This is a genomic window from Mycolicibacterium llatzerense (assembly GCF_000878195.1).
Classification (GTDB): Bacteria; Actinomycetota; Actinomycetes; order Mycobacteriales; family Mycobacteriaceae; genus Mycobacterium; species Mycobacterium llatzerense.
On sequence record NZ_JXST01000001.1, the window covers coordinates 15,813 to 38,999 of the forward strand.

At 67.2% G+C, this 23,187-nt stretch carries 21 protein-coding genes; 15 read left to right on the top strand and 6 right to left on the bottom strand.

From position 1 onward, the window contains the following. Nucleotides 1–9: 9 nt before the first annotated feature. A complete protein-coding gene (locus tag TL10_RS00100; RefSeq protein ID WP_043983898.1) occupies nucleotides 10–1,152 on the bottom strand; it encodes a citrate synthase 2 in 1,143 nt (380 codons plus the stop codon). Between the two features lie 55 nt (nucleotides 1,153–1,207). Then, entirely contained in the window at nucleotides 1,208–1,828 is a 621-nt protein-coding gene (locus TL10_RS00105; protein WP_043983899.1) for a maleylpyruvate isomerase N-terminal domain-containing protein, read from the bottom strand. A gap of 40 nt (nucleotides 1,829–1,868) precedes the next feature. Between TL10_RS00105 and pdxH the strand changes: the two genes are divergently transcribed. From pdxH to arfA, 7 genes are all read left to right on the top strand, one after another. Beyond that, nucleotides 1,869–2,543, top strand: a complete 675-nt coding sequence (pdxH, locus tag TL10_RS00110; RefSeq protein WP_043984114.1) for a pyridoxamine 5'-phosphate oxidase — start codon at nucleotides 1,869–1,871, stop codon at nucleotides 2,541–2,543. After that, nucleotides 2,540–3,811, top strand: coding sequence for an MFS transporter (locus TL10_RS00115; protein ID WP_043983900.1), 1,272 nt, complete (start codon nucleotides 2,540–2,542; stop codon nucleotides 3,809–3,811). The genes pdxH and TL10_RS00115 overlap by 4 nt, the downstream gene beginning before the upstream one ends. Before the next feature lie 105 nt (nucleotides 3,812–3,916). Further along, a complete protein-coding gene (locus TL10_RS00120; protein WP_043390565.1) occupies nucleotides 3,917–5,212 on the top strand; it encodes a citrate synthase in 1,296 nt (431 codons plus the stop codon). 213 nt (nucleotides 5,213–5,425) lie between these two features. Next, the gene (locus TL10_RS00125) at nucleotides 5,426–6,880 is read left to right on the top strand and encodes an MFS transporter (protein WP_043983902.1); all 1,455 of its coding nucleotides are present in this window, start codon (nucleotides 5,426–5,428) and stop codon (nucleotides 6,878–6,880) included. Next, nucleotides 6,870–7,289, top strand: a complete 420-nt coding sequence (locus TL10_RS00130; RefSeq protein ID WP_043390937.1) for a MarR family winged helix-turn-helix transcriptional regulator — start codon at nucleotides 6,870–6,872, stop codon at nucleotides 7,287–7,289. Before TL10_RS00125 ends, TL10_RS00130 begins: the two co-directional genes overlap by 11 nt. Nucleotides 7,290–7,339: 50 nt before the next feature. Next, the gene (locus tag TL10_RS00135; protein WP_043390939.1) at nucleotides 7,340–7,705 is read left to right on the top strand and encodes an FKBP-type peptidyl-prolyl cis-trans isomerase; all 366 of its coding nucleotides are present in this window, start codon (nucleotides 7,340–7,342) and stop codon (nucleotides 7,703–7,705) included. A gap of 177 nt (nucleotides 7,706–7,882) precedes the next feature. Continuing rightward, nucleotides 7,883–8,887, top strand: coding sequence for a channel-forming protein ArfA/OmpATb (gene arfA / locus TL10_RS31105; protein WP_052506254.1), 1,005 nt, complete (start codon nucleotides 7,883–7,885; stop codon nucleotides 8,885–8,887). 59 nt (nucleotides 8,888–8,946) lie between these two features. On the opposite strand, the gene TL10_RS00145 is transcribed toward arfA, so the two are convergent. Continuing rightward, a complete protein-coding gene (locus TL10_RS00145) occupies nucleotides 8,947–9,987 on the bottom strand; it encodes an oxygenase MpaB family protein (protein WP_234711332.1) in 1,041 nt (346 codons plus the stop codon). Nucleotides 9,988–10,127: 140 nt separating this feature from the next. Between TL10_RS00145 and TL10_RS29370 the strand changes: the two genes are divergently transcribed. Next, a complete protein-coding gene (locus TL10_RS29370) occupies nucleotides 10,128–10,751 on the top strand; it encodes a TetR/AcrR family transcriptional regulator (RefSeq protein ID WP_131630652.1) in 624 nt (207 codons plus the stop codon). Between the two features lie 5 nt (nucleotides 10,752–10,756). Here the strand turns inward: TL10_RS29370 and TL10_RS00155 are convergent, their stop codons facing one another. Both TL10_RS00155 and TL10_RS00160 read right to left on the bottom strand, forming a co-directional pair. Further along, nucleotides 10,757–12,097, bottom strand: coding sequence for a sensor histidine kinase (locus tag TL10_RS00155; protein ID WP_043983905.1), 1,341 nt, complete (start codon nucleotides 12,095–12,097; stop codon nucleotides 10,757–10,759). 36 nt (nucleotides 12,098–12,133) lie between these two features. Then, nucleotides 12,134–12,835 carry a response regulator transcription factor gene (locus TL10_RS00160; protein ID WP_043390574.1) on the bottom strand — a complete coding sequence of 234 codons (702 nt, stop codon included), beginning with the start codon at nucleotides 12,833–12,835 and terminating at the stop codon, nucleotides 12,134–12,136. An 82-nt stretch (nucleotides 12,836–12,917) separates the two neighbouring features. On the opposite strand from TL10_RS00160, the gene TL10_RS00165 reads away from it, so the two are divergent. The 5 genes from TL10_RS00165 to TL10_RS00185 all read left to right on the top strand — a co-directional run bounded on the left by TL10_RS00165 (nucleotide 12,918) and on the right by TL10_RS00185 (nucleotide 18,886). Continuing rightward, a complete protein-coding gene (locus tag TL10_RS00165) occupies nucleotides 12,918–13,907 on the top strand; it encodes a phospholipase D-like domain-containing protein (protein ID WP_043983906.1) in 990 nt (329 codons plus the stop codon). Further along, nucleotides 13,900–14,499: a chromate transporter gene (locus tag TL10_RS00170; protein WP_043983908.1), complete on the top strand. Its 600-nt coding sequence runs from the start codon at nucleotides 13,900–13,902 to the stop codon at nucleotides 14,497–14,499. Before TL10_RS00165 ends, TL10_RS00170 begins: the two co-directional genes overlap by 8 nt. 31 nt (nucleotides 14,500–14,530) lie before the next feature. After that, entirely contained in the window at nucleotides 14,531–15,091 is a 561-nt protein-coding gene (locus tag TL10_RS00175; protein ID WP_043983909.1) for a chromate transporter, read from the top strand. 73 nt (nucleotides 15,092–15,164) lie between these two features. Continuing rightward, nucleotides 15,165–17,072: an ABC transporter ATP-binding protein gene (locus TL10_RS00180; protein ID WP_192830152.1), complete on the top strand. Its 1,908-nt coding sequence runs from the start codon at nucleotides 15,165–15,167 to the stop codon at nucleotides 17,070–17,072. Beyond that, nucleotides 17,069–18,886, top strand: coding sequence for an ABC transporter ATP-binding protein (locus TL10_RS00185; protein ID WP_043983910.1), 1,818 nt, complete (start codon nucleotides 17,069–17,071; stop codon nucleotides 18,884–18,886). The genes TL10_RS00180 and TL10_RS00185 overlap by 4 nt, the downstream gene beginning before the upstream one ends. A gap of 4 nt (nucleotides 18,887–18,890) precedes the next feature. Here TL10_RS00185 and TL10_RS00190 read toward each other — a convergent pair whose 3' ends face one another. Then, complete coding sequence (locus TL10_RS00190; protein WP_043983912.1) at nucleotides 18,891–19,730, bottom strand: LuxR C-terminal-related transcriptional regulator; 840 nt, start codon at nucleotides 19,728–19,730, stop codon at nucleotides 18,891–18,893. Nucleotides 19,731–19,788: 58 nt separating this feature from the next. Here TL10_RS00190 and TL10_RS00195 point away from each other — a divergent pair, with 58 nt between their 5' ends. Next, nucleotides 19,789–21,507, top strand: coding sequence for an AMP-binding protein (locus TL10_RS00195; RefSeq protein WP_423136048.1), 1,719 nt, complete (start codon nucleotides 19,789–19,791; stop codon nucleotides 21,505–21,507). After that, on the top strand, nucleotides 21,507–23,129 hold the full coding sequence (locus TL10_RS00200) for an AMP-binding protein (protein WP_043983913.1): 1,623 nt from the start codon (nucleotides 21,507–21,509) through the stop codon (nucleotides 23,127–23,129). The genes TL10_RS00195 and TL10_RS00200 overlap by 1 nt, the downstream gene beginning before the upstream one ends. The last annotated feature ends 58 nt before the right edge of the window (nucleotides 23,130–23,187 follow it).

Genomic DNA, 23,187 nt, shown 5'->3' on the forward strand with positions numbered 1-23,187 from the left:
CCCGAAATGTCAGCTGTGCTTGATGCTGTCCCAGCCCGCCACGGAGTTCGCGCTGCGCGGCTGCGGGCCGACGTAGATGGCCGCCGGGCGGACCAGCTTGCCGAGCCGCTTCTGCTCCAGGATGTGGGCGCACCAGCCCGCGGTGCGGCCGCAGGTGAACATGGCGGGCATCATCGCGCTGGGCACCTGGGCGAAGTCCAGGATCACCGCGGCCCAGAACTCGACGTTGGTCTCGATGGCCCGGTCGGGGCGGCGCTCGCGCAGCTCGGCGAGGGCGGCCTGCTCGAGTGCGGCAGCCACTTCGTAGCGCGGGGCGTCCAGGCGCTTGGCGGTGGCGCGCAGCACGCGGGCGCGCGGGTCCTCGGCGCGGTACACGCGGTGCCCGAAGCCCATCAGTTTCTCTTTGCGGTCCAGGATGCCCTTGACGACGGCACGGGCGTCGCCGGTGCGCTCGGTCTCCTCGATCATCGGCAGCACCCGGGCCGGGGCGCCGCCGTGCAGCGGGCCGCTCATGGCGCCGATGGCGCCGGACAGCGACGCGGGCACGTCGGCTCCGGTGGACGCGATGACGCGCGCGGTGAAGGTGGACGCGTTCATGCCGTGCTCGGCGGCGCTCACCCAGTAGGCGTCGATGGCCTCGATGTGCCGCGGGTCCGGCTCACCCTGCCAGCGGGTCATGAAACGTGCTGTCACAGTGGAGCATTCGTCGACGACGTGCTGCGGTACGGCGGGCTTGTAGATTCCGCGGGCCGACTGCGCGACGAACGACAGCGCGGTCACCGAGGTCTGCGCCAACTGGTCGCGGGCAGTGTCGTCGTCGATGTCGAGCAGCGGCTGGAAACCCCACATCGGGGCCAGCGTCGGCAGCGCGGCCTGGACGTCGACGCGGACGTCGCCCGAGTGCACGTGCAGCGGGAAGGGTTCGGCGGCCGGCAGGCCCCGGCCGAACTCGCCGTCCACCAGCAGGGCCCAGACGTCACCGAAGGTGACGCGGTGGCTCACCAGATCTTCGATGTCGACGCCGCGGTAGCGCAGCGCGCCGCCGTCCTTGTCCGGTTCGGCGATCTCTGTCGTGAAAGCGACGACGCCTTCCAGCCCGGCGACGAAGTTCTCAGGGATCTGCGGCGTCGACACTGACGTGGTTCCGGTCATGCCGAAATTGTTCCACTAGTCGATGGGCGTGGGGCTACCGGCCGGTAACTAACGGTCAGACCACGGAGAAACCGGCAGGCAGAGCACCGCGTCCCGTGAGCGCCGTCAGTAGTGCTGCGGCCTGGCCGGTCAACGCGGCGATGTGTGCCGCCAGCACCGTTGCGGCCTCCAGTGCCTGCTCGGGCGGGGCGAAGTCGATTCCGGTGGCGCGCGCGATGTCCAGGCTGTGCACCGTCAATTCGAATACCCGGGTCGGCAGGTAGTTGCTCAGCTGGATGCCCAGACCGCCGATCACGGCGATCAGTGGATCGCCGGCGCCGTCGAGATCGGTGAACACCTGGTGCAGTAGTTCGGTGACCTTGGCCGAGGGGTCCGCGCCCAGAACGCGCCCGGCCTCGCGGCCGCGCTCGACGATGTCGGGGCTGCCCGCGGCATAGCCGCGCAGCAGCGCGTAGTAGTGCGCCGGCCCGGTCACATCCTCCCGCTCAGCCGGGATCCGCAGGTAGCTGCTGACGGTGATCAACGACCGTGAGGTGTGCCCGACCAACGACCTCAGATCCCAGTCGCCGAGACCGGGGCCGTCCCAGGAAGTTGCCGGGATCAATGCCACCAGGTCCGCGAAAGCTGTTGCCGCCGAGACGAACACCGAGTAGTCGGGTGGTGTGATGGACGCCATGTCCGCATTGTGTCACCGCATGGGCGTAGCGTCGCCGTCCATGACATCCGATCATGTGGAACAGTCGGCTGATCGTCTGGCGCGCATGCGGGCCGAGTACGGCTCGGCGGAGAAGGACGGCAGCGTCGACCTCGACGTCGATTGGCTGGACCGGGGCTGGCTGGCATTGTTCCGCGACTGGATGGCCGACGCGGTGCAGGCCGGGGTCTCCGAACCCAACGCCATGGTGCTCGGCACGGTCGATGGGCACGGGCATCCGGTCACCCGCTCGGTGCTGTGCAAATCCATCGAGGAGACGGGCATCTCCTTCTATACCAACTACGACTCCGACAAGGGTGACCAGCTGGCCGCCGTGCCCTACGCGTCGGCGACGTTCCCCTGGTACCTGCTGGGCCGTCAGATCCACATCCGCGGCGCGGTGACGAAGGTCGACGCCGAGCACACCGCCGAGTACTGGTCGAAGCGGCCGCGCGGTTCGCAGCTCGGGGCGTGGGCGTCGCGCCAGTCAAAATCGATTGCCTCGCGCACGGCGCTGCTGGAACAGTTGCGTGATGTGACCGAGCGATTCGCCGACGTACCCGAGGTGCCGGTGCCGCCGAACTGGGGCGGCTACCTGATCGCCCCGGAGGTGATCGAGTTCTGGCAGGGCCGGGAGAACCGGGTGCACAACAGGATTCGCGTCACCGGCGACCGTATCGAACGGCTCCAGCCCTGAAAGGTCTGATCGCCGACACCACCCCGCTGCGCAACCCGGACTATCGCCGGCTCTGGGGCTCCAGCGTCGTCACGGTGATCGGGGCCAACCTGACCATCTTCGCGGTGCCGGTGCAGCTGTACGCGCTGACGCAGAACTCGGCGTATGTCGGGCTGGCGGGTGTGTTCAGCGTCGTGCCGCTCATCGTGTTCGGCCTGTGGGGCGGAGCCTGGGCCGATGCGATGGACCGCCGGCTACTGCTGATCATCGCGTCGTGCGGGCTGGCTGTGGCGTCGGTCCTGCTGTGGGTGCAGGCCGCAGCCGGGTTCAACAACGTCTGGCTGGTGCTGTGCCTGCTGTCGGTGCAGCAGGCGTTCTACGCGATCAATTCGCCGACCCGCTCGGCCGCCATTCCGCGGATGCTGCCCGCCGATCAGCTGCCCGCCGCCAACTCGCTGAACATGACGGTGTTCCAGGCCGGTGCGATCATCGGCCCGCTGCTGGCCGGTGTGATGCTGCGGTGGGTGGACCTGTCGACGTTGTACTTCATCGACGCGCTCACCACGATCGCGCCGATCTGGGCCACCTTCCGGCTCTCGCCGATGCCGCCCGAGCATTCGGTCGACGACGACACCTCGCGCTGGGGCTTCGCGGCCGTGCTGGACGGCTTGCGGTACCTGTCGGGGAATCGCGTCGTGCTCATGTCGTTCGTCGTCGACCTCATCGCGATGATCCTGGGCATGCCGCGGGCGCTGTTCCCGCAGATGGCCCATGAGAACTTCGGCGGGCCGGTCGCAGGTGGGACGGCGATGGCCCTGTTGTCGGCGGCCATGGCGTTCGGCGCGGTGGCCGGCGGGGTGTTTTCCGGCTGGCTGCCGCGGGTACGCAGGCAGGGTTTGGCGGTCGTGGTGTCGATCGTGGTGTGGGGTGCGGCCATGGCCGGTTTCGGGCTGGCGGTCGGGCAGGCCACGGGCCGGCCCGACAGCTTCCTCTGGATCGCCCTGGTGCTGCTGGCCGTCGGCGGGGCCGCGGACATGGTCTCGGCGGTGTTCCGGAGCACGATCCTGCAAGAAGCGGCCTCTGACGAGCTGCGCGGCCGTTTGCAGGGTGTGTTCACCGTGGTGGTCGCGGGTGGCCCGCGGATCGCCGACGCGGTGCACGGTGCGGCGGCCGCGGTCGTGGGCACGACGGTGGCAGCGACGGGCGGCGGTGTCCTGGTGGTGGTCGGCGTCGTCGTATCGGTCCTGGTGGTACCCGCGTTCGTCCGGTATCGGGTGGCGCGCAGATGATGGTTGACAACGGGTATATGCGACCCCCACAAGGCACATAGTTCTCTTAACGACTACCGTCTAGTCCCGGACGTTTCTCCTGTCGACACCGCAAAAGGGGTTCTAGTGGCCGACACCTCCAGCACTGACGACGTCGCCAACCTTCGGTATCCCGGAGGCGAGGTCGACCTCAAGATCGTGCGCGCTACCGAGGGGTCTGACGGTATCGAGCTCGGCTCGCTGCTGGCCAAGACCGGTTACACCACCTACGACGGTGGCTTCGTCAATACCTCGGCGACCAAGAGCGCCATCACCTACATCGACGGTGACGCCGGCATCCTGCGCTACCGCGGGTACCCGATCGAGCAGCTCGCCGAAAAGTCGAACTTCATCGAGGTCAGCTACCTGCTGATCTACGGGGAACTGCCGACGGCCTCCGAGCTCGAGTCGTTCACCAACAAGATTCAGCGGCACACCCTGCTGCACGAGGACCTCAAGCGGTTCTTCGACGGCTTCCCGCGCAACGCGCACCCGATGCCGGTGCTGTCGTCGGCGGCCAACGCGCTGAGCGCCTACTACCAGGACTCGCTCGACCCGAAGGACCCCGAGCAGGTCGAGCTGTCGACCATCCGGCTGCTGGCCAAGCTGCCGACCATCGCGGCCTACGCGTACAAGAAGTCGGTCGGTCAGCCGTTCCTATACCCGGACAACTCGCTGAACCTGGTCGAGAACTTCCTGCGCATGACCTTCGGCCTGCCGGCCGAGCCCTACCAGGTCGACCCGGAGCTGGTCCGGGCCCTGGACATGCTGTTCATCCTGCATGCCGACCACGAGCAGAACTGTTCGACGTCGACGGTGCGGCTGGTCGGCTCGTCGCAGGCCAACTTGTTCACCTCGATCTCCGGTGGCATCAACGCGCTCTGGGGCCCGCTGCACGGCGGCGCCAACCAGGCGGTGCTGGAGATGCTCGAGAAGATCCGCACCGAGCACGGCGACGTCCGCGACTTCGTCAAGAAGGTGAAGAACCGCGAGGACGGCGTGAAGCTCATGGGCTTCGGTCACCGGGTCTACAAGAACTACGACCCGCGGGCGCGCATCGTCAAGGAGCAGGCCGACAAGATCCTCGGCAAGCTCGGCGGCGACGACGAGCTGCTGGACATCGCGAAGTCGCTGGAGGAGATCGCCCTCACCGACGACTTCTTCGTCGAGCGCAAGCTGTACCCGAACGTCGACTACTACACCGGCGTGATCTACCGGGCCATGGGCTTCCCGACCCGCATGTTCACCGTGCTGTTCGCCCTCGGCCGGCTGCCGGGCTGGATCGCGCACTGGCGTGAGATGAGTGCCGACCCGAGCACCAAGATCGGCCGCCCGCGCCAGATTTACACCGGCTACACCGAGCGGGACTACCCCGCCCACTAGAGCCTGACCACAGATACGGCCCCTCCCGCATTTCGCGCGAGGGGCCGTATCTGTCTTCCCGCGAGCGTGCGGGTCTGTACGGCAACACGCCGCGTTCCGCGTGCAGTCGGAGCACGCTTCGCGCGCGTCGAGCGGCCCCAAACCGCTCACTGTCGCCAATGTCACTCCGGGCCGATGTTGCCCAACCGATAGTTGTAGTTTCACAATGGTTGTGTGAATACAACTATCGACGCGCTCGACGGCCGGCGCAAGACGATCATCCTGATCTCCTGCTGCCTCAGTCTGCTGATCGTGTCGATGGACTCCACCATCGTCAACGTCGCCATTCCGTCGATCCGCGCCGACCTCGGCGCGAGCGCCACCCAGATGCAGTGGGTCGTCGACGTCTACACGCTGGTGCTGGCCTCGCTGCTGATGCTCTCGGGCGCCACCGGCGACCGCTTCGGCCGCCGGCGGGTGTTCCAGATCGGCCTGACGGTCTTCGCGTTCGGTTCGCTGTTGTGCAGCCTGGCGCCGACCGCCGACGCGCTGATCGGTGCTCGCCTGGTTCAGGGCATCGGTGGCTCGATGCTCAACCCTGTTGCGCTGTCGATCATTTCGCAGGTCTTCACCGGCAAGGTCGAGCGGGCGCGGGCGCTCGGTTTCTGGGGCGCGGTCGTCGGTATCTCGATGGCGCTGGGCCCGACGGTCGGCGGCCTGCTGATCCACGCCATCGGCTGGCGGTCGGTGTTCTGGATCAACCTGCCGATCTGTCTGGCTGCGATCGTGCTGACCGCTGTGTTCGTCCCGGAGAGCAAGTCGGGCACCATGCGCGACGTCGATCCGGTGGGGCAGGGGCTGGCGGTGCTGTTCCTGTTCGGCCTGGTCTTTACCCTCATCGAGGGGCCGGGTATGGGTTGGACCCAGCCCCGCACGCTGATCATCGCGGCGCTGGCGGCGGTCGCCCTCATCGCCTTCCTGCGCTACGAGCGGCGGCGCCACGACCCGTTCATCGATCTGCGCTTCTTCCGCAGCATCCCGTTCGCCGGGGCCACCGTCACCGCGGTGCTCGCGCTGACCGCCTGGGGTGCGTTCCTGTTCATGATGTCGTTCTACCTGCAGAACGAGCGGCACTACTCGGCCATGCACACCGGCATCATCTACCTGCCCATCGCCATTGGTGCCCTGGTGTTTTCACCGTTGTCGGGACGGATCGTCGGGCGCTACGGCGCACGCCCGTCGCTGATGGCCGCGGGCGTCTTGATGGCCTCGGCAGCGTTGATGTTGACGACGTTGACCGCGACGACGCCCATGTGGCGAGTGGTCGTCATTTTCGCGGTGTACGGCATAGGGTTCGCGATGATGAATGCGCCAGTGACCAACGCCGCGGTGAGCGGCATGCCGGTGGATCGCGCCGGTGCCGCGGCGGCTGTGACCTCCACCAGCCGGCAAGTGGGCGTGAGTATCGGTGTGGCACTGTGCGGTTCGATCGCCGGCTCGGCACTGGCCGGTAGCGGCGTCGACTTCGCGACGCAGGCCCGGCCGCTGTGGTGGATGTGCGTCGGGGTGGGTGTGGCGGTCACCGTGCTCGGCTTCATCTCGACCTCGCCGCGCGCGTTGCGCTCCGCCGAGCGACTGGCGCCGCTGATCGAGGGTTCCCGTGAGCCGGAGCCGGCCGGTGTCCACTGATCCATTGGCCGACGAGGTCTGGCAGGCCATGGCCGCCGTCGTGGTCGAGAACCGCGACAGCTGGAAACGCGCCGTGGTCGAGCAGACCGGATTGCCGTTCAGCCGCGCCCGGATTTTGCGCCGGCTGGAGGCCAAGTCGATGACGGCCAAGGAACTCGCCGCGGCGACCGGCATGGACGCACCCGCCACCACGGTTGCCATCAACGATCTCGAAGAACGCGGTTTGGTTGTGCGCCAACTGGATCCGGGCAATCGGCGGTGCAAACTGGTGTCGCTTACCGACGCCGGTGCGGCGGCGATGCGGGGCATCGACCAGATCGATGATCCAGCGCCGCCGGTGTTCAGCGCGCTGGACGCCGACGAGCTGGCCACGCTCCGCGATCTGTTGAGCCGCCTGCGCCGCCACTAGGGGTGCGGTTCCCGTCCACCCGCGATGGGTGCCCGACTACGGTGGTGTCCGTGGCAAACACCAAACCTGAGATCGAATTCCCGGACGGCCCGGCACCAGATTCGCTGGTGATCGAGGACCTCATCGTCGGCGACGGTGCCGAGGCGGTGCCCGGCGGCAACGTCACGGTGCACTACGTCGGCGTCGAGTACGACACCGGTGACGAGTTTGACAGCTCGTGGAACCGCGGCGAGACCATCGAGTTCCCCCTGCGCGGCCTGATCCAGGGCTGGCAGGACGGCATCCCCGGGATGCGCGTGGGCGGCCGGCGCAAGCTGACCATCCCGCCCGCACAGGCCTACGGCCCCGCCGGTGGTGGCCACCGGCTGTCCGGCAAGACGCTGATCTTCGTCATCGACCTCGTCGGCGCCCGCTGACCTGATCGACTTTCTGTCGGGCTTAGGGCCCGGCGGTTGTGGCGTGTCATGGCGGCAACCTGCCGTCTCCGCAGCCGTCGGGCCCGGGCACATTTACCGCACTTCTCAACGCGACTCGTACCTCGTCGCTTGATCGGCGTGCGGCCTAAGCTCGAACTTGTTTTTGAGGAGGGTTGCGTGCCGGACACTGCTGACGTCACCGAGCCGTCCAGCGTCGTCCGTCGGCTGGGGACTCGCCGCGGCGTGGTTGCGCTGGTGATCGTGGTGGCCGTCGTCGCGGCGGTCGGTTGGGCGGTATTCGGCACCTCAGATGAGCACCGGACCCCGAGTTCGATCGCGGCGTCCGCTGCGGCGCCGGCTCCGGCGCAGCCCGAGCTGACCTCGGCGCCCTTCGCCCTGACGCGCGACAGCAACACCATCACCCTGACGGGCAGCGTGGCCAGTACCCGGTCGAAGTCCGAACTGGCTGCCGCGGTGAAAGCGCAGTGGCTGAACGCGACCCTGAACGACAAGACGAATGTCGTGGACGGTGCCGGGACTCCCGACCTGTCGGCCATCGGCAACGTGCTCGCCACCGCCGATCAGATCCCGGATTTCGGATTGTCCATCGACGGCGCCACCATCACGTTGATGGGGACGGCGCCCAACCTCGACGTCGCCGGCGAAGTGCAGAGCGCCGCGGCCCTCGCGTTCCCCGGCGCGAAGCTGGCCAACAACATTCAGATTCCCGCACCGGGCGGGCCGGTGGCGCCACCCGTGCAGGCGCCCTCCTCGGCACCCGCTCCCGCGCCTGCGCCCGCCCCGGCCCCGACCGGCGGCTCCTGCGCGAAGGTGCAGGTGGACATCACCGAGATGCTGCGCACCCCGATCAGCTTCGTCACCGGCGGGTCGCAGATGACGTCGGAGTCCCGCAAGGTGCTGCAGCAGGTCGCGGACAAGATCAAGGGTTGCCCCAACGGCGCGGTGACCGTGGTCGGCTACACCGACAACGAAGGCAGCGACGCCGTCAACCTCAAACTGAGCGACACCCGCGCCAAAGCCGTTGCCGCCGCATTGGTTTCGAACGGAGTCCTGGCGTCGAAGGTGTCCGCCCGCGGCGCCGGGTCCGCCAACCCGATCGCCGACAACGGCAGCGCCGAAGGCCGGGCCAAGAACCGCCGGGTCGAGATCACCGTCGGCTGAACGACATTCGCCGTGCGGCGGTACCAGCCGTCGTCGCTCGTCAGTGTTCGCATGGCCGGCTAGAAAGGGCACCTCGCGGCGTTCTGCTGCTTGTCGTGCGCGGTGAAGTCGGTGAGTTCGCGCTTGCGCATGGCGTTGACGATGCGCTGCTGTTTGCGCGCGTGATACGCCAGCGGTGCGTACGTGACCCGTTCGGGCAGGGTTTTCAGGATCCTCCGATAGACCCGGAACGCGGCTTGGAGTTCGAGCTCCTCGGTGCGGCTCCACGAGACGTTGAGTATTTCCCGGATGTTCGCCGGGAGAGTCCCGATGAGAGTCAGCCGCAGGACTTCCGCCGGGATTGCGGCAGCGGTTTGTGCCAGCCGTTTGGTGGCCGGCCGCAGCGGTCGCGGTACCTGACGCGGAACTGTGAGCGGCGGATTCTTGCTGAGATTGTGCACGATGTTGTTCGCGACGTAGGTGTTCTCGAGGACCTCGTCGACCATCTTGTCGAAGTAGGGCCAGAATTCGGCACGGCTGCCGGGAATCTGGTTCTTGGGCACCTGGGTGATCCGAGCGAGCCGCAGCGTGTCCTGGTAGAGCTTGTCTTCCTCGGCTGCGGTGTACTTCCGACCCAGAATCAGCGGCGCGCTCCACACCGCGGCTGGGAATGCGGTGGCGATGACCCAGGCGTAGGCGCCCGGATGCAGTGCGCTGATGTGTTGACCATCCGGGGACGTCATCTGCAGCGGCTGGTGCATCGTGCGGAGCCAGTATCCGTGTTCGATGGCGGCTTTGCCGCCGAAAGTCCATTGCTGCACCGCATCGAATGATCGGACGGCGCGACCGAGGGGATCGGTGTCGTACACCGAGAATCTATCTACGACCGAGCCGATGACCGGGTGCATCGCCTGCAGTAGAAACGCCGCGCCATTGACCGGTAGGCCTGCCCATTGACCGATGACGGTGCCCATGTGGCCCAACGGGTCGACCAGATCCGGGACGGGTTGCACCCACTGCTCGGCCCGCGCGCCGGCCAAGTCGGCGTCGGCAAACAGGGGATCAGGTCCACTGCTACTTCCGAGTTCGGGTACTTCGGCCGTAGATTCCATCGCTGCCATTGCCTATAACCCTTCATTCTGTGGCAGATCGCGACGCGCGTGCGATCGCCAGCAAATTCTGATGCAGTGCGGCACCAGAAATCGAACTGAGGGTAGTGTGCACCTTGTCACCTTTCGAGTCAACAGACAGCGCGCCGACCTTGCCTTCATCGCCGACCGTCCGCCCGTATCGCGGGATCGCCGCATCGCAGCGCCGTGCTGAGCGGCGTGCGGCGTTTTTGGCGGCCGCCTATGAGTTGATGGTCGAGTCGGGGCCCGGCGCAGTGTCGAAACGCGCGGTCTGTGCGCGCGCGCAATTGAACGATCGGTATTTCTACGAGAGTTTCGCGAACAGTGACGCCTTGCTTCTCGAGCTCGTACGTGACCGCACTGAGAGCGGCATCGGCCAGGTCACGGCTGCGATGAGTGCGGCCGGGCCGGACGTCTCCACGCAACTGCGCGTCGCTGCCCGGGCCGCCGTGGATTTCGCCGTGACGGACCGGCTCAACGGCCCACTGCTGTTGGCCTCCTACTCACACGAAGTCCTGCAGCAGGCACGTCAATTGACCATTCACCGGCTGGCTGTCGTGACGACAAGCATGACCGCCGTGGCCAAAGGGCAGTCGGCGGACGATCTGTCCCATCCCGACCCCGCCCTGTACGTATTCGCCAGCGGCGCACTGGAACTCGTCGCAGCCTGGCTGCGAGGCGAGTTCCCTATTTCCAAAGAACAACTCGCCGAGCACGTCGCCTCCGCACTGGCCGCGGCAACGCGGTTGCAGTAGGGAATCTAGCGGTGCCCGGGCAGGCGAAGCAGGAGCCGCGTGCCGCCGAGGGGGCTGGTCTCCAATGTCGCGGTCCCGCCGTGCAATTCGGCCTGCTGGGCCACCAGGGCCAGGCCCAGCCCCGAGCCTGAATGCGACGCGGTGGAGCCTCGGCTGAACCGCCCGAACACCTTCAGCCGTTCGTCTTCGGGGATACCGCAGCCGTCGTCGTCGATGGCGATCTCGACCCCGGCCCGCGAACTGACCGCCGACAGCTGAACTTTCGACGCGCCGCCGTGCTTCACCGCGTTGGCGATCGCATTGTCCACCGAAAGCCGCAGTCCGGCTGGCAGTCCCACGATGATGATCGTCGGCGCGGGCACCAGCGACACCTCCAGATCGGGGTACACGCGCATGGCGTCGTGCGCGGCGCGGTCCAGCAGTTCGGTGATGTCCACGGGCACATGGTCATCGACGGTGGAGAGCTCGCCCTGCGCCAGCCGCTCCAGCGCCCACAGCGTGGTCTCGATGCGCGACTGGGTACGGACCACGTCGCTCAGCACTTCTTTGCGCTGCTCGTCCGGTAGATCGAGCATGGTCAGGATTTCGACGTTGGTGCGCATGGCCGTGAGCGGGGTACGCAACTCGTGCGCGGACACCGCGGCGAAGTCGCGGGCTGACGCCAGCGCGGCCTTGGTCCGGCCCTTCTCCTCCCACACGCGATCCACCAAACCCTTGACCGCGTCGGCGATGTCGACGGCTTCGGTGGCGCCGCGGACGTCGATGTCCGGCGCCTCGCCCTCAGGGTCGATGTCGCGGGTCTGCTGGGCCAGGCGTTTGAGCGGACGCACCGCGAACGCGGCCAGCGCCCATCCTGCCAGCGCGGCCGCGCCAATCGCGAACGCACACAAGGCGATTACCCGGCGGTGCAGGTTGTTGGTGTCGACGATCGTCGCGTCGTACGTGGCGCCGACCGCCACCAGCATCGGGTCCGGCATGTGAATCTGCACCGTCCGCACCCGATAGCGGATGCCCTTGACGTCGGTGTCGGCGTAGCCGACGGGTAGCTCGGGCAGCACGACGTTCGAGTTCGAGCTGACCTGGCCGTTCCGGCGTGCGGTGATGACGACGTTCTCGTCGTGCGGCGGCCGCGGAATCTCGTCCAGCCCGCGCGGCAGGAATGGGATCGCGAAACCGGCCGCCTCGTCGAGCCGCCGGTCCAGGCGCTCCTTGCGGTCGTTGGTGATGCCGATCCACACGATGGTGCCGACGATCCCGACCACGATGGCCGCGGCAATACCGGTGGCGAACGCGACGCGCGACTGCAGCGACGGGGTTCGGCGGAAGACCCGCGCCAGCACGTTCACGCCTCTACTGCCGTCTGTTCGTCGCGCGGGCGCTCATCACTGCTGCCTGAGTACGAACCCCACGCCGCGGACCGTGTGCAACAGTCGCGGCGCTCCGTTGGCCTCCAGCTTGCGGCGCAGGTAGCCGATGAACACGTCGACGACGTTGGTGTCGGCGGCGAAGTCGTATCCCCACACCAGCTCCAGCAGCTGGGCTCGGGACAGCACGGCGGTCTTGTGCTCGGCCAGCACGGCCAGCAGGTCGAACTCGCGCTTGGTCAGGTCGACGTCGGCGCCGTTGACGCGGGCCCGCCGGCCCGGGATGTCGACCTCGAGCGGCCCGACCGCGATGGTCTCGGACGAGAACGTCGCCGTTGCGCCCCGGCGGCGCAGCAGCGCCTTCACCCGCGCGACCAGCTCGGCCAGGACGAACGGCTTCACCAGGTAGTCGTCGGCGCCGGCTTCCAGCCCCGCGACCCGGTCGTCGACCGAGCTGCGGGCCGACAACACGCAGACCGGCACGTCGTTGTCCATGGCGCGCAGTGCGGTGACGACGCTGACGCCGTCCAGTACCGGCATGTTGATGTCGAGAATGATGGCGTCCGGCCGGAATTCGGTGGCGCTGCGCAAGGCCTCGGCACCGTCGACCGCGGTCGACACCTCGAATCCGGACAGCCGCAGTCCACGCTCCAATGAGGCCAGCACGTCCGGGTCGTCGTCGACTACGAGCAGACGGGGCGAGGCGCTTCCGCTATCCATGCGCCTCATCTTGCCCGATGGCCACCTCTTATTGACGGAGGCACGTCTGGCAGCCCCTATTCGGTGCTAGCATCCGGCGCTTATGGGGCCTGAGTCGCCGCGCGTCATCGTCCAACCCGATGACGGTGTGCAGCCGGTGCGGGAGTTCATCGCATCGGCGCAGAAATCGCTGCTGATCAAACAATTCACGTTCACCGAGCCGTCGCTCGTGGCGGCGGTGATCGAGCGGCACCAGGCGGGGGTCACGGTGCGCGTCATGCTGAACCCGGCCCGCTCCGGTGGGGACCGCGCCAATGACGAGACGTTCGAACAGTTCTCGGACGCCGGAGTGAACGTGCAGTGGTCCAATCCGTCGTTCTACGTGACGCACGAGAAGTCGATCGTGGTCGACGAGACGGCCGCGCTGGTGGCCACATTCAACTTGTGCGAGAAGTACTTCACGCTCACGCGTGACTACGGCTTCATCACCACCGATGCCGAGCATGTCGCGCAGATCGTCGAGGTGTTCGACGCCGACTGGTCCCACACCGATTGGGCGCCGTCGTCCTATCACGGGCTGTTGTGGAGCAACTCGAATTCGCGGTACCACATGGCGAAATTCATCGACACCGCCGAACATCACCTGCGCATCCAGCACCCCAAGTACGTCGACGCCGTCATCCTCGATCACATCGCGGCGGCGGTGGGCCGCGGCGTGAACGTCCATGTGCTGTGCGGCGGTAAGCACGGCATCAGTGAGTGGGACATCCTCGATACCTTCGCGTCGCTGCGGACCCTGCGCCGGTTCGGCGCCAAGGTGCGCAAGCAGAAGAACCTGCGGGTGCACGCCAAGCTGGTCATCGTCGACGACCGGGAGGCCCTGGTGGGGTCGATGAACATCGACCGCAGCGCCTTCGACCTGCGCCGTGAACTGGGTGTCATGGTCCATGACCCGGATGCGGTCGGGCAGCTTACCCAGGTGTTCGACGCCGACTGGGAGACCTCGCACCACTACGAGCCGCCGGATCCGCTCGACGCCTCGCAGCATCATGAGGACGACTTCCCGCACGACCCCGAGTTGGTCCATGAGTGAGCAGATCGACTCGACAGCACAACGGGTTTCGTTGTTCGAGTTGGTCCTGACGTTCAACCACATCGCGCTGGCGTCGTTCGGTGGCGGGCTGTCGGCCTGGTCCCGAGAGGTGCTGGTCGTGGAGAAGGGCTGGCTCAGGGATGCCGAGTTCCTTTCGGCCACAACGATGTGTCGCATCCTGCCCGGCGCCAATCAGGTCAACATGGCGGTGTTCGCCGGTACCAAGATGCGCGGCTTCCCGGGTGCCGCGGCCGCGGTATTCGGCTTGTGCGCCATGCCTTTGGTCATCGTGCTGGCGCTGTCGTTCGCCTACTTCCGGTTCAAGGAGGTGCCCGCCGTCAAGGGTGTCCTGCACGGCGCGTCGGCGGCCGCGGTGGCCCTGACCTTGACGATGGTGCTCAAGACCGGCCAGAAGTGCCTGACGGGCGTCGTGCCGGTCCTGTTGTTCGCCGGTGCCTTCGTGCTGAACGGCGTCTTGCGGTTTCCGTTGTTGGGGACGCTCGCGATTCTGGCTCCGCTCAGCCTGATCTGGGCGTGGCCGCGCGAGCGCGGCGGCGGGCCAGGGCCCCGTGAGCGTGCTGCAGCAGCATGAGGACCAGCGAGGAGCCGGAGGCGGATCGCGCATGAATTCTGCGGCCTTTTCCACATATTTCCAGCTGATCGGGCTGTTCGGCATGCTGTCGCTGCTGTCCATCGGCGGCGGCAACGTGGTGCTGCCGGAAATGCACATCAACGCCGTCAACGGCAGGCACTGGCTGACCAACAACCAGTTCGCCGACCTGTTCTCGATCTCCCAGACCGCGCCGGGGCCGAGCATCCTCATCGTGTCGATGGTCGGCTACGGCGCCGGCCTGAAAGTGGCCGGGATTCCCGGGGCGATCATCGGCGGCGTCATCGCGATGATCGCCATGGTGGTGCCCGCCGCGATGTTCGTCTACGTCATCACGTTGATCTGGCAGAAGGCCGAGCGCTCCAAACTCCGCCGCGCCGTCGAGAAGGGTTTCGCCCCGCTGACGGTCGGCCTGATCCTGGCGGCGTCGCTGGTCATGAGCCGTGCCGCCGACCATGACTGGCGGGCGTACACCGTCACGGCGGTGTGCACCGTGATCTTCATGCTCACCAAGCTCAACCCGCTGATCGTGGTGGCCGCGGCCGGCGTGGTGGGGTACCTGGGTTTCATCTGACCGGCGCCATCTGGGCTGGTCGCCCCGCCGCGCCGCGGGATTGTCGGTGGCACATGGGAGCATTGAAGTTGTTGTGTCAGATGTAGCCCCGCCCCTGCAGTCGGCTCCGGTGATCGCCCCGGTGCCGGGGCGGCAGCGTGCGTCGGCGGACCTGCTGCGCCTGTTGCCGTACCTCGGGCCGTATCGCGCTCGCTGGGCTGCCATGCTGCTCACCGCGTTCGCCGGGCTGGGTGTGACGGTGTCGATCCCGCTGGTGACCAAGGCGGTGATCGACGGCCCGGTGCGGCACCAGGACCAACAGGGTCTGTGGGTGCTCGGTTCCGCCGCGCTGGCGCTGGGGCTCGTCGAGGCGGTGCTGTGGTTCATCCGGCGCTGGCTCGGGGCCCGCGCGACCATGGGCGTCGAGGCCGACATCCGCAAGGAGCTCTACGCGCGGCTGCAGATTCTGCCGATGTCGTTCCATCGGCAGTGGCAGTCCGGGCAATTGCTGTCCCGCGTGATGAACGACCTTGGCACGATTCGCCAATTCCTCGGATTCGGCCTGCTGTTCTTGGTGCTCAACACGATTCAGATCATCGTGGTGACGGGCATCCTGCTGGCCATGTACTGGCCGCTGGGTGTGGTGGTGCTGGTGTCGGTGCTGCCGGTGACGGTGACGATCTTCAGGTTCGAGCGGCAGTTCAGCCGGCTGTCCCGGCAGGCACAGGACCAATCCGGCCATGTGGCAACGCATGTCGAGGAGTCGGCGCTGGGCCTGCGGGTGATCAAGTCGTTCGGCCGCGAGGACTACGTCTACGAGCGGTTCGACGAGCGGGCCACGGCCCTGTACGACGCCGAGGTCGGCAAGGTGGCGGTGTCGGCGCGGTTCTGGACGCTGCTCGAGGTCATCCCCAATCTCACGCTGATCGTGGTGCTGGGGTTCGGCGCGTACGCTGCCGGGCACGGCCTGGTGACCATGGGCACGCTGGTCGCGTTCATCACCATGATGCTGTCGCTGGTCTGGCCCATCTCGTCGCTGGGCTTTCTGCTGTCGATGATGCAGGAGTCGATGACCGCGGCCAATCGGGTCGCCGAGATCTTCGACGCGCCAGTGGATATCAGCGACGGACCGGTCGCCGCTGCGCCGCGCGGTGGGCACCTCGAATTGCGTGACGTCGGCTTCCGCTTCCCCGACGCGGCGCCCGACGACTGGGCGCTGCGCCACGTCTCGGTGACGGTGGAACCTGGCCAGACGCTGGCTCTCGTCGGCGCGACCGGATCAGGGAAATCAGTTCTGGCGGCGCTGTTCTCGCGGCTGTACGACGTCACCGAGGGCGCCATCCTGCTCGACGGCCGTGACATCCGCGAGCTGTCGCTGCCCGCCCTGCGTAGCGCCGTGGCCACGGCCTTCGAGGACCCGACGCTGTTCTCCATGTCCGTCGTCGAGAACCTCACCCTCGGCCGCGGTGCCGACGATCCCGCCACCGACGACGAGATTCACTCGGCCATCGACATCGCCGCCGCTCGCTTCGTCTACGACCTGCCGTTCGGCCTGGACACCCGCATCGGTGAGCAGGGCATGAGCCTGTCCGGCGGTCAGCGCCAACGTCTTTCGCTGGCCCGCGCCATCCTGGCCGCGCCGGCGTTGCTGGTGCTCGACGACACCCTCTCGGCCCTGGACATGCACACCGAAGCCGAGGTCACCGTCGCGCTGCGACGGGTGCTGACCTCGGTGACCGGCATCGTGGTGGCGCACCGGGCGTCGACCGTGCTGCTGGCCGACCGGGTGGCACTGCTGCAGAACGGCACCATCACCCGCATCGGCACCCACACCGAACTGTTGGCGCAGGCACCCGAGTACCGCTATCTGCTGTCGGCCGACGACGCGCTCGACGACGGCGCCGAATGCAGCTGCGACTGGGAGCAGGACGCCGAGCGCGAACGGCTCGAGCAGCTGTATCTCGAGCAGAGCGACGAAGCCGAAGAAGTGCGCAGGCGATGAGCACCGAGAGCTGGCGCGGCCAGACCGTCGAGGCGGCTCAGGACCTGCCCATCGACGAGAACGTGTCGCGGCGCCGCGAGGCCCGTGCCCTGCTGGGTTCGCTGCTGAAGCCGTACCGGGTTGCGGTCCTGCTCCTGGGTCTGGTCGTGGTGGTGGAAAACGCTGCGCGCCTGTCGGTTCCGCTGCTGGTGCAGCGCGGCATCGACCACGGCATCCCGCCGATCCTGCAGGGCGGCCCGGCCCGCGAACTGCTGCAGGTGGTGGCGGCCCTGTGCGTTGTGGTGGTGCTGCAGGCCAGTTTCCGGCTGTTCTTCCTGAATCGGTCGGGGCGCATCGGGCAGAAGGTGCTGCTGGAACTGCGCCGCCGGGTGTACCGGCAGTTCCAGCGCCTCGACGTGGCTTTCCATGACCGCTACACGTCGGGCCGCGTGGTGAGCCGGTCCACCAACGACATCGAAGCCATCCAGACCATGTTGTCGACGGGTTTCGACAGCCTCATCACTGCCGTGCTCACCTTGGGCGGCACCGCCGTGCTGCTGGTGACCCTGGACGTGCGGCTCGGACTGATGTGCCTGGGCGCCTTCCCGCTTCTGGTGTTGTTGGTCGCCTGGTTCCGCCGCGAGTCGTCCAGGACGTACCGCGTCGTCCGGGAACGGGCGGCGCTGGTGATCGTCCAGTTCGTCGAAACCATGACGGGCATCAAGGCCGTGCAGGCGTACCGGCGCGAGCCGCGAAACCAGGAGATCTTCGACGACGTCGTCGACGACTACCGCGTCATCAACGAACGCACCATGACTCTGCTCGCGGTGTTCATGCCCGGGGTCAAGCTGGTCGGCAACATCACCACCGGCCTGGTGCTGCTGTACGGCGGATACCTGGTGCTGCACGGCCGGATGACCATCGGCACGCTGACGGCCTTCCTGCTGTACCTGCGGATGTTCTTCGAACCGATGCAAGAGATTTCGCAGTTCTTCAACACATTCCAGTCCGCCGCCTCGGCGCTGGAGAAGCTGGCCGGGGTACTCGGTCAGCAGCCGGCGATCATGGATCCCGCCGACCCCGTCACCCTCACCGCGGTGAAGGGGGACATTGCTTTTCGTGGGGTCAGCTTCGGCTACACCACGGAGCGGCCGGTGCTGCCGGAATTGAATCTGACGGTGCCTGCTGGGCAGACCGTCGCCCTCGTCGGTGCCACCGGTGCGGGCAAGACGACGATCGCCAAACTCATCGCGCGCTTCTATGACCCGGTCACCGGCACGGTGACCCTCGACGACATCGATCTGCGCTCGATCGCCCAAGCCGAGCTGCGCCGGCATGTGGTGATGGTGACGCAGGAGAACTTCATGTTCGCCGGCAGCGTCGCCGACAACATCCGGTTCGGCCGCCCCGACGCCACCGACACGGAGATTCGTGCGGCGGCGGAAGCCGTTGGCGCCGAACGGTTCATCGACAACCTGCCCGACGGCTACAACACCGACGTCGCCAATCGGGGCGGAAGGCTGTCGGCGGGCCAACGCCAGTTGGTCGCGTTCGCCCGGGTGTTCCTCGCCGACCCCAAGGTGCTGATCCTGGACGAGGCGACGTCCTCGCTGGACATCCCCACCGAGCGCCTGGTGCAGCGCGCTCTCGCCACCGTGCTGGCCGGGCGCACCGCGCTGGTGATCGCCCACCGGCTCTCCACCGTGCAATCGGCGGACCGGGTGCTGGTCCTCGACGGCGGACGCATCGTGGAAGACGGTGCCCCCGACGATCTGGTCGCGCAGAACGGGCGGTACGCCGCGCTGCACCGCGCCTGGATCGACTCGCTGGCCTGACCGGTCAGGGGATCAGTCGCAACTGCCGCGCCTTCGACACCGCCTCGTGCCGGGTATGGGTGCCGAGTTTCGTTGCGGCATTGCGCAGGTAGCTCTTGACCGTCTCGGGCTTCAACGAGAGCCGCTGTGCCGCTTCGGTATTGGTGCAGCCCAGCGCGATCTGCGCCAGCACGTCAAGTTCCCGTGGACTCAGTGGACTGGCCGGCGCCGGTCCACCGGCCAGGGCCTCGGCCAGCCGGTCCGCGAGATGACCCAGGTGCGCCGGCGCGACGTGCTCGCCACCGGCCGCCAGCCGACGCAGCTCGGCGTGCACCTCACGGATGTGTTCGGCGTTGACCACGGTGTCGGTGGACGGGGCCTGTTGCAGCCGCAGCCGCCGGTCCACCTCGTCGCGGATGGCCAGTTCGTCCGCCAGCCGCTGGGCCGACGTCATCATCAGGTCGATGGCCCGTCCGCCGAACGGTGCGGCGGAGCGGTACGCGCCGTAGAGCACGGCCCGGGTCTGGCCGTCGACGACGACGGGCACCGACAGGATCGACCGGATGCCCTCGGACAGCACCGGCATGTCGTAGTCGTGGGTGATCGACGGCGCGCGCCGGTAGTCGGCCACCGCCAGCGGCTGGCCAGACACCATGCTGGCCCCGCCGAGACCGAGCGTCGACCGCACCACCAGGCCCCGCAACCGGCCGGTCCGGGTGCCGTAGAACTCGGTGAGCAGCAGCGCGTCGTCGTGCACCTCGCCGCCGAACATCACCGGCACCGCGCCCTCGGTCCCGATCCGTCGCAGCTCAGCGCGCACGGCATCGGTGTCGCGCGGACGCAGCAGAGTCGGGCCGGTGGTCACGGTCAGTACCCTCTTTCGGGGGTAGCGGGCGGGTACGTGTGACGTAGATCCTACGTTCATGGCGACAGACGCTGGAATCACGACCAACACCGAGCAATATCGCGCCGCGCGGGACCGTCTCGTGGCATCGATCGGTGACTACGCGCAGGCCGTCGACACCTTTACCTGGCCGCGGCTGACCGGCACGTTCAACTGGGCCACCGATTGGTTCGACGTCATCGCCCGCAGTCCGGAGCGCGCCGCTCAGGTGGCGCTGTGGATCACCGAAGAGAGCGGGGACGAGCAGCGGTACACCTTCGCCGAGATGGCCGACCGGTCCGACCAGGTGGCGACGTGGCTGCGATCGCTCGGCGTGGGCAAGGGCGACCGGGTCATCGTGATGCTGGGCAACCAGGTCGAGCTCTGGGAGTCGATGCTGGCGGTGGCGAAGCTCGGTGCGGTGGTGATGCCGACGACCGGCGCGCTGGGCCCGGCCGATCTGGCCGACCGGATCACTCGCGGCGGGGCGAGCTTCGTGGTGGCGGGCGTCGCGGACACCGACAAGTTCGCGTCGGTCGACGGGCAGTACACCGGGATCGTCGTCGGCGGCTCGGCGCCGGGCTGGCACCGCTACGCCGATGCGTATCAAGTGGTTTCGGCGGGTCCGTTCGCTGCCGTCACCGAGGTGGACGATCCACTGCTGGTGTATTTCACCTCGGGTACCACCAGCAAGCCCAAACTTGTTGAACACTCGCAGATTTCGTATCCGGTCGGCCATCTGTCGACGATGGCCTGGATCGGGGTGACACCGGGCGATGTGCACCTGGCGATCAGCTCGCCGGGCTGGGCCAAGCACGCCTGGAGTTGTGTGTTCGCGCCGTGGATCGCCGAGGCGACGATCTTCGTCTACAACTACGGCCGCTTCGACGCCGCCGCACTCATGGGGCAGTTGCGTCGCGCCGGCGTCAACACCTTCTGTGCGCCGCCGACGGTGTGGCGGATGCTGATCCAAGCCGATCTCGGCGCCAAACCCGAAGGGCTGCGGGAGATTCTGGGTGCCGGTGAGCCACTGAACCCCGATGTCATCGCGAAGGTGCAGGACGCCTGGGGCCTGACGATCCGCGACGGCTTCGGGCAGACCGAGACCACCCTGCTGGTGGGCAACACCCCGGGGCAACCCGTCAAGGCTGGGTCTATGGGGCGGCCGATGCCGGGTGTGCCGGTGCGGCTGGTCGACCCGGTGACCGGCGAGCCGGCCGACGAGGGCGAGCTCTGTCTGGAGCTGAGCGCCCACCCGCTGAACTTGATGACGGGCTATCTCGGTGACCCGCAACGGAATGCGGCCGTCATGGCGGGCGGTTACTACCACACCGGTGACGTGGCGTCCCGCGACAGCGACGGCTACATCACCTATATCGGCCGCACCGACGACGTGTTCAAGTCGTCGGATTACAAGGTGTCGCCGTTCGAACTGGAGAGCGTGCTCATCGAGCATCCGGCGGTGGTGGAGGCCGCGGTGGTGCCCCAGCCCGATGACACCAGGCTCGCCGTGCCGAAGGCCTATGTCTGTCTGGCCGCGGGCTGGAGTGATGACGCGGAAACCGCAAGGTCCATCATGGAATTCGCCCGCGACCACCTGGCGCCGTACCTCAAGGTCCGCCGGGTGGAGTTCGGCGATCTTCCCAAGACGATTTCCGGGAAGATCCGACGCGTGGACCTGCGCAAGCGCGAAGATCAAGCGCATGCGGCCGGCACTCCGATCGCATCGGAATACCGCTACGAGGACCTGGTGAACTGATGCTGAGCTACGACGCGGGGCCGACCGACACCCCGATACTGGAAGAGACCATCGGGGCCAACTTCGAGCGCACCGCTGCCGCCTATCCGGACACCCTGGCTTTGGTCGACCGTGGACAAGGCCTGCGGTACACCTACGCCGAGTTGAATGCCGAAGTCGATCTGATCGCCCGCGGCTTGCTGGCTCGCGGCATCGAGAAGGGTGACCGGGTCGGCATCTGGTCACCGAACTGTGCGCAGTGGATCGTGACCCAGCTCGCGACGGCCAAGATCGGCGCCATTCTCGTCAACGTGAATCCGGCGTACCGGGTGCACGAACTGGCATACGTGCTCAACCAATCCGGGATGCGCATGCTGATCTCGGCGACGTCGTTCAAGACGTCCGACTACGCGGCGATGATCGAGGAGGTGCGTCCGCAGGTGCCCAGCCTGAGTGACGTTGTCTACCTGGACAGCGCCGACTGGGATGAGTTGCGTTCCGGCAGCCGCGCTGTCGGCGCCGATGCCTTGGCGGCGCGGCATGCCACGCTGTCCAACACCGATCCGATCAACATCCAATACACCTCAGGGACAACGGGATTCCCCAAGGGGGCGACGCTGTCGCACCGCAACATCCTGAACAATGGCTACTTCACCACGGAGGGCATCAACCTGCAGGCGGGGGAGCGGTTGTGCGTTCCGGTGCCGTTCTACCACTGCTTCGGCATGGTGATGGGCGTGCTCGGCTGCATGAGTCATGGTGCAGCCGTAGTGATTCCGGCCCCCGGTTTCGATCCCGCTGCCACCCTCAATGCCGTCGAAGCCGAGCAGTGCACGGGCGTCTACGGGGTGCCGACGATGTTCATCGCGATGCAGAACCACCCGTCGTTCACCGGGCGGGACCTGTCGAGCCTGCGCACCGGCATCATGGCCGGCTCGGTGTGCCCCGTCGAGGTGATGAAGCACTGCGTCGCCGACATGCACATGGCCGAGGTGGCCATCGCCTACGGCATGACCGAGACCTCGCCGGTGTCCTGCCAGACGCTCATCGACGACGACCTGGACCGCCGCACCGCGACAATCGGCCGGGCGCATCCCCACATCGAGGTGAAGGTCGTCAACCCGGAAACCGGTGAGACGGTGGAGCGCGGTGAACCTGGGGAGTTCTGCACCCGCGGTTACTCGGTGATGCTCGGGTACTGGAACAACGACGAAAAGACCAGGGAAGCCATCGATTCCGAGGGCTGGATGCACACCGGCGATCTCGCGGTGATGCGGGCGGACGGCTACTGCGCCATCGTCGGCCGGATCAAGGACATGGTGATCCGTGGTGGCGAGAACGTGTATCCGCGCGAGATCGAGGAATTCCTGTACACCCACCCGGACATCGAGGACGCCCAGGTGATCGGCGTACCCGACGCCCGCTACGGCGAAGAGATCTGCGCGTGGCTGCGGATGCGCCCGGGGGCCGAGCCGCTCGACGCCGCGGCAATCCGGGAATTCACAGCAGATCGACTGGCACACTTCAAGATTCCACGCTACGTGCACATCGTCGACGAGTTCCCGATGACGATCACCGGCAAGGTCCGCAAGGTCGACATGCGCGCCGAGAGCGTTCGCATCTTCGGCCTCGAGCAGCCCTAGCCTCGCCTCCCCTCGCGAGCAGACACAAAACTGTCGTATTTTCGGCGAAATTGACAGT

Coding starts and splice junctions, on each gene's coding strand:
- TL10_RS00145 (WP_234711332.1), bottom strand. CDS start 9,987: ATGGCAGCGATGGAATCTACGGCCGAAGTACCCGAACTCGGAAGTAGC.
- TL10_RS00165 (WP_043983906.1), top strand. CDS start 12,918: ATGGGGCCTGAGTCGCCGCGCGTCATCGTCCAACCCGATGACGGTGTG.
- TL10_RS00170 (WP_043983908.1), top strand. CDS start 13,900: ATGAGTGAGCAGATCGACTCGACAGCACAACGGGTTTCGTTGTTCGAG.
- TL10_RS00175 (WP_043983909.1), top strand. CDS start 14,531: ATGAATTCTGCGGCCTTTTCCACATATTTCCAGCTGATCGGGCTGTTC.
- TL10_RS00185 (WP_043983910.1), top strand. CDS start 17,069: ATGAGCACCGAGAGCTGGCGCGGCCAGACCGTCGAGGCGGCTCAGGAC.
- TL10_RS00105 (WP_043983899.1), bottom strand. CDS start 1,828: ATGGCGTCCATCACACCACCCGACTACTCGGTGTTCGTCTCGGCGGCA.
- TL10_RS00195 (WP_423136048.1), top strand. CDS start 19,789: ATGGCGACAGACGCTGGAATCACGACCAACACCGAGCAATATCGCGCC.
- TL10_RS00100 (WP_043983898.1), bottom strand. CDS start 1,152: ATGACCGGAACCACGTCAGTGTCGACGCCGCAGATCCCTGAGAACTTC.
- TL10_RS00160 (WP_043390574.1), bottom strand. CDS start 12,835: ATGGATAGCGGAAGCGCCTCGCCCCGTCTGCTCGTAGTCGACGACGAC.
- pdxH (WP_043984114.1), top strand. CDS start 1,869: ATGACATCCGATCATGTGGAACAGTCGGCTGATCGTCTGGCGCGCATG.
- TL10_RS00200 (WP_043983913.1), top strand. CDS start 21,507: ATGCTGAGCTACGACGCGGGGCCGACCGACACCCCGATACTGGAAGAG.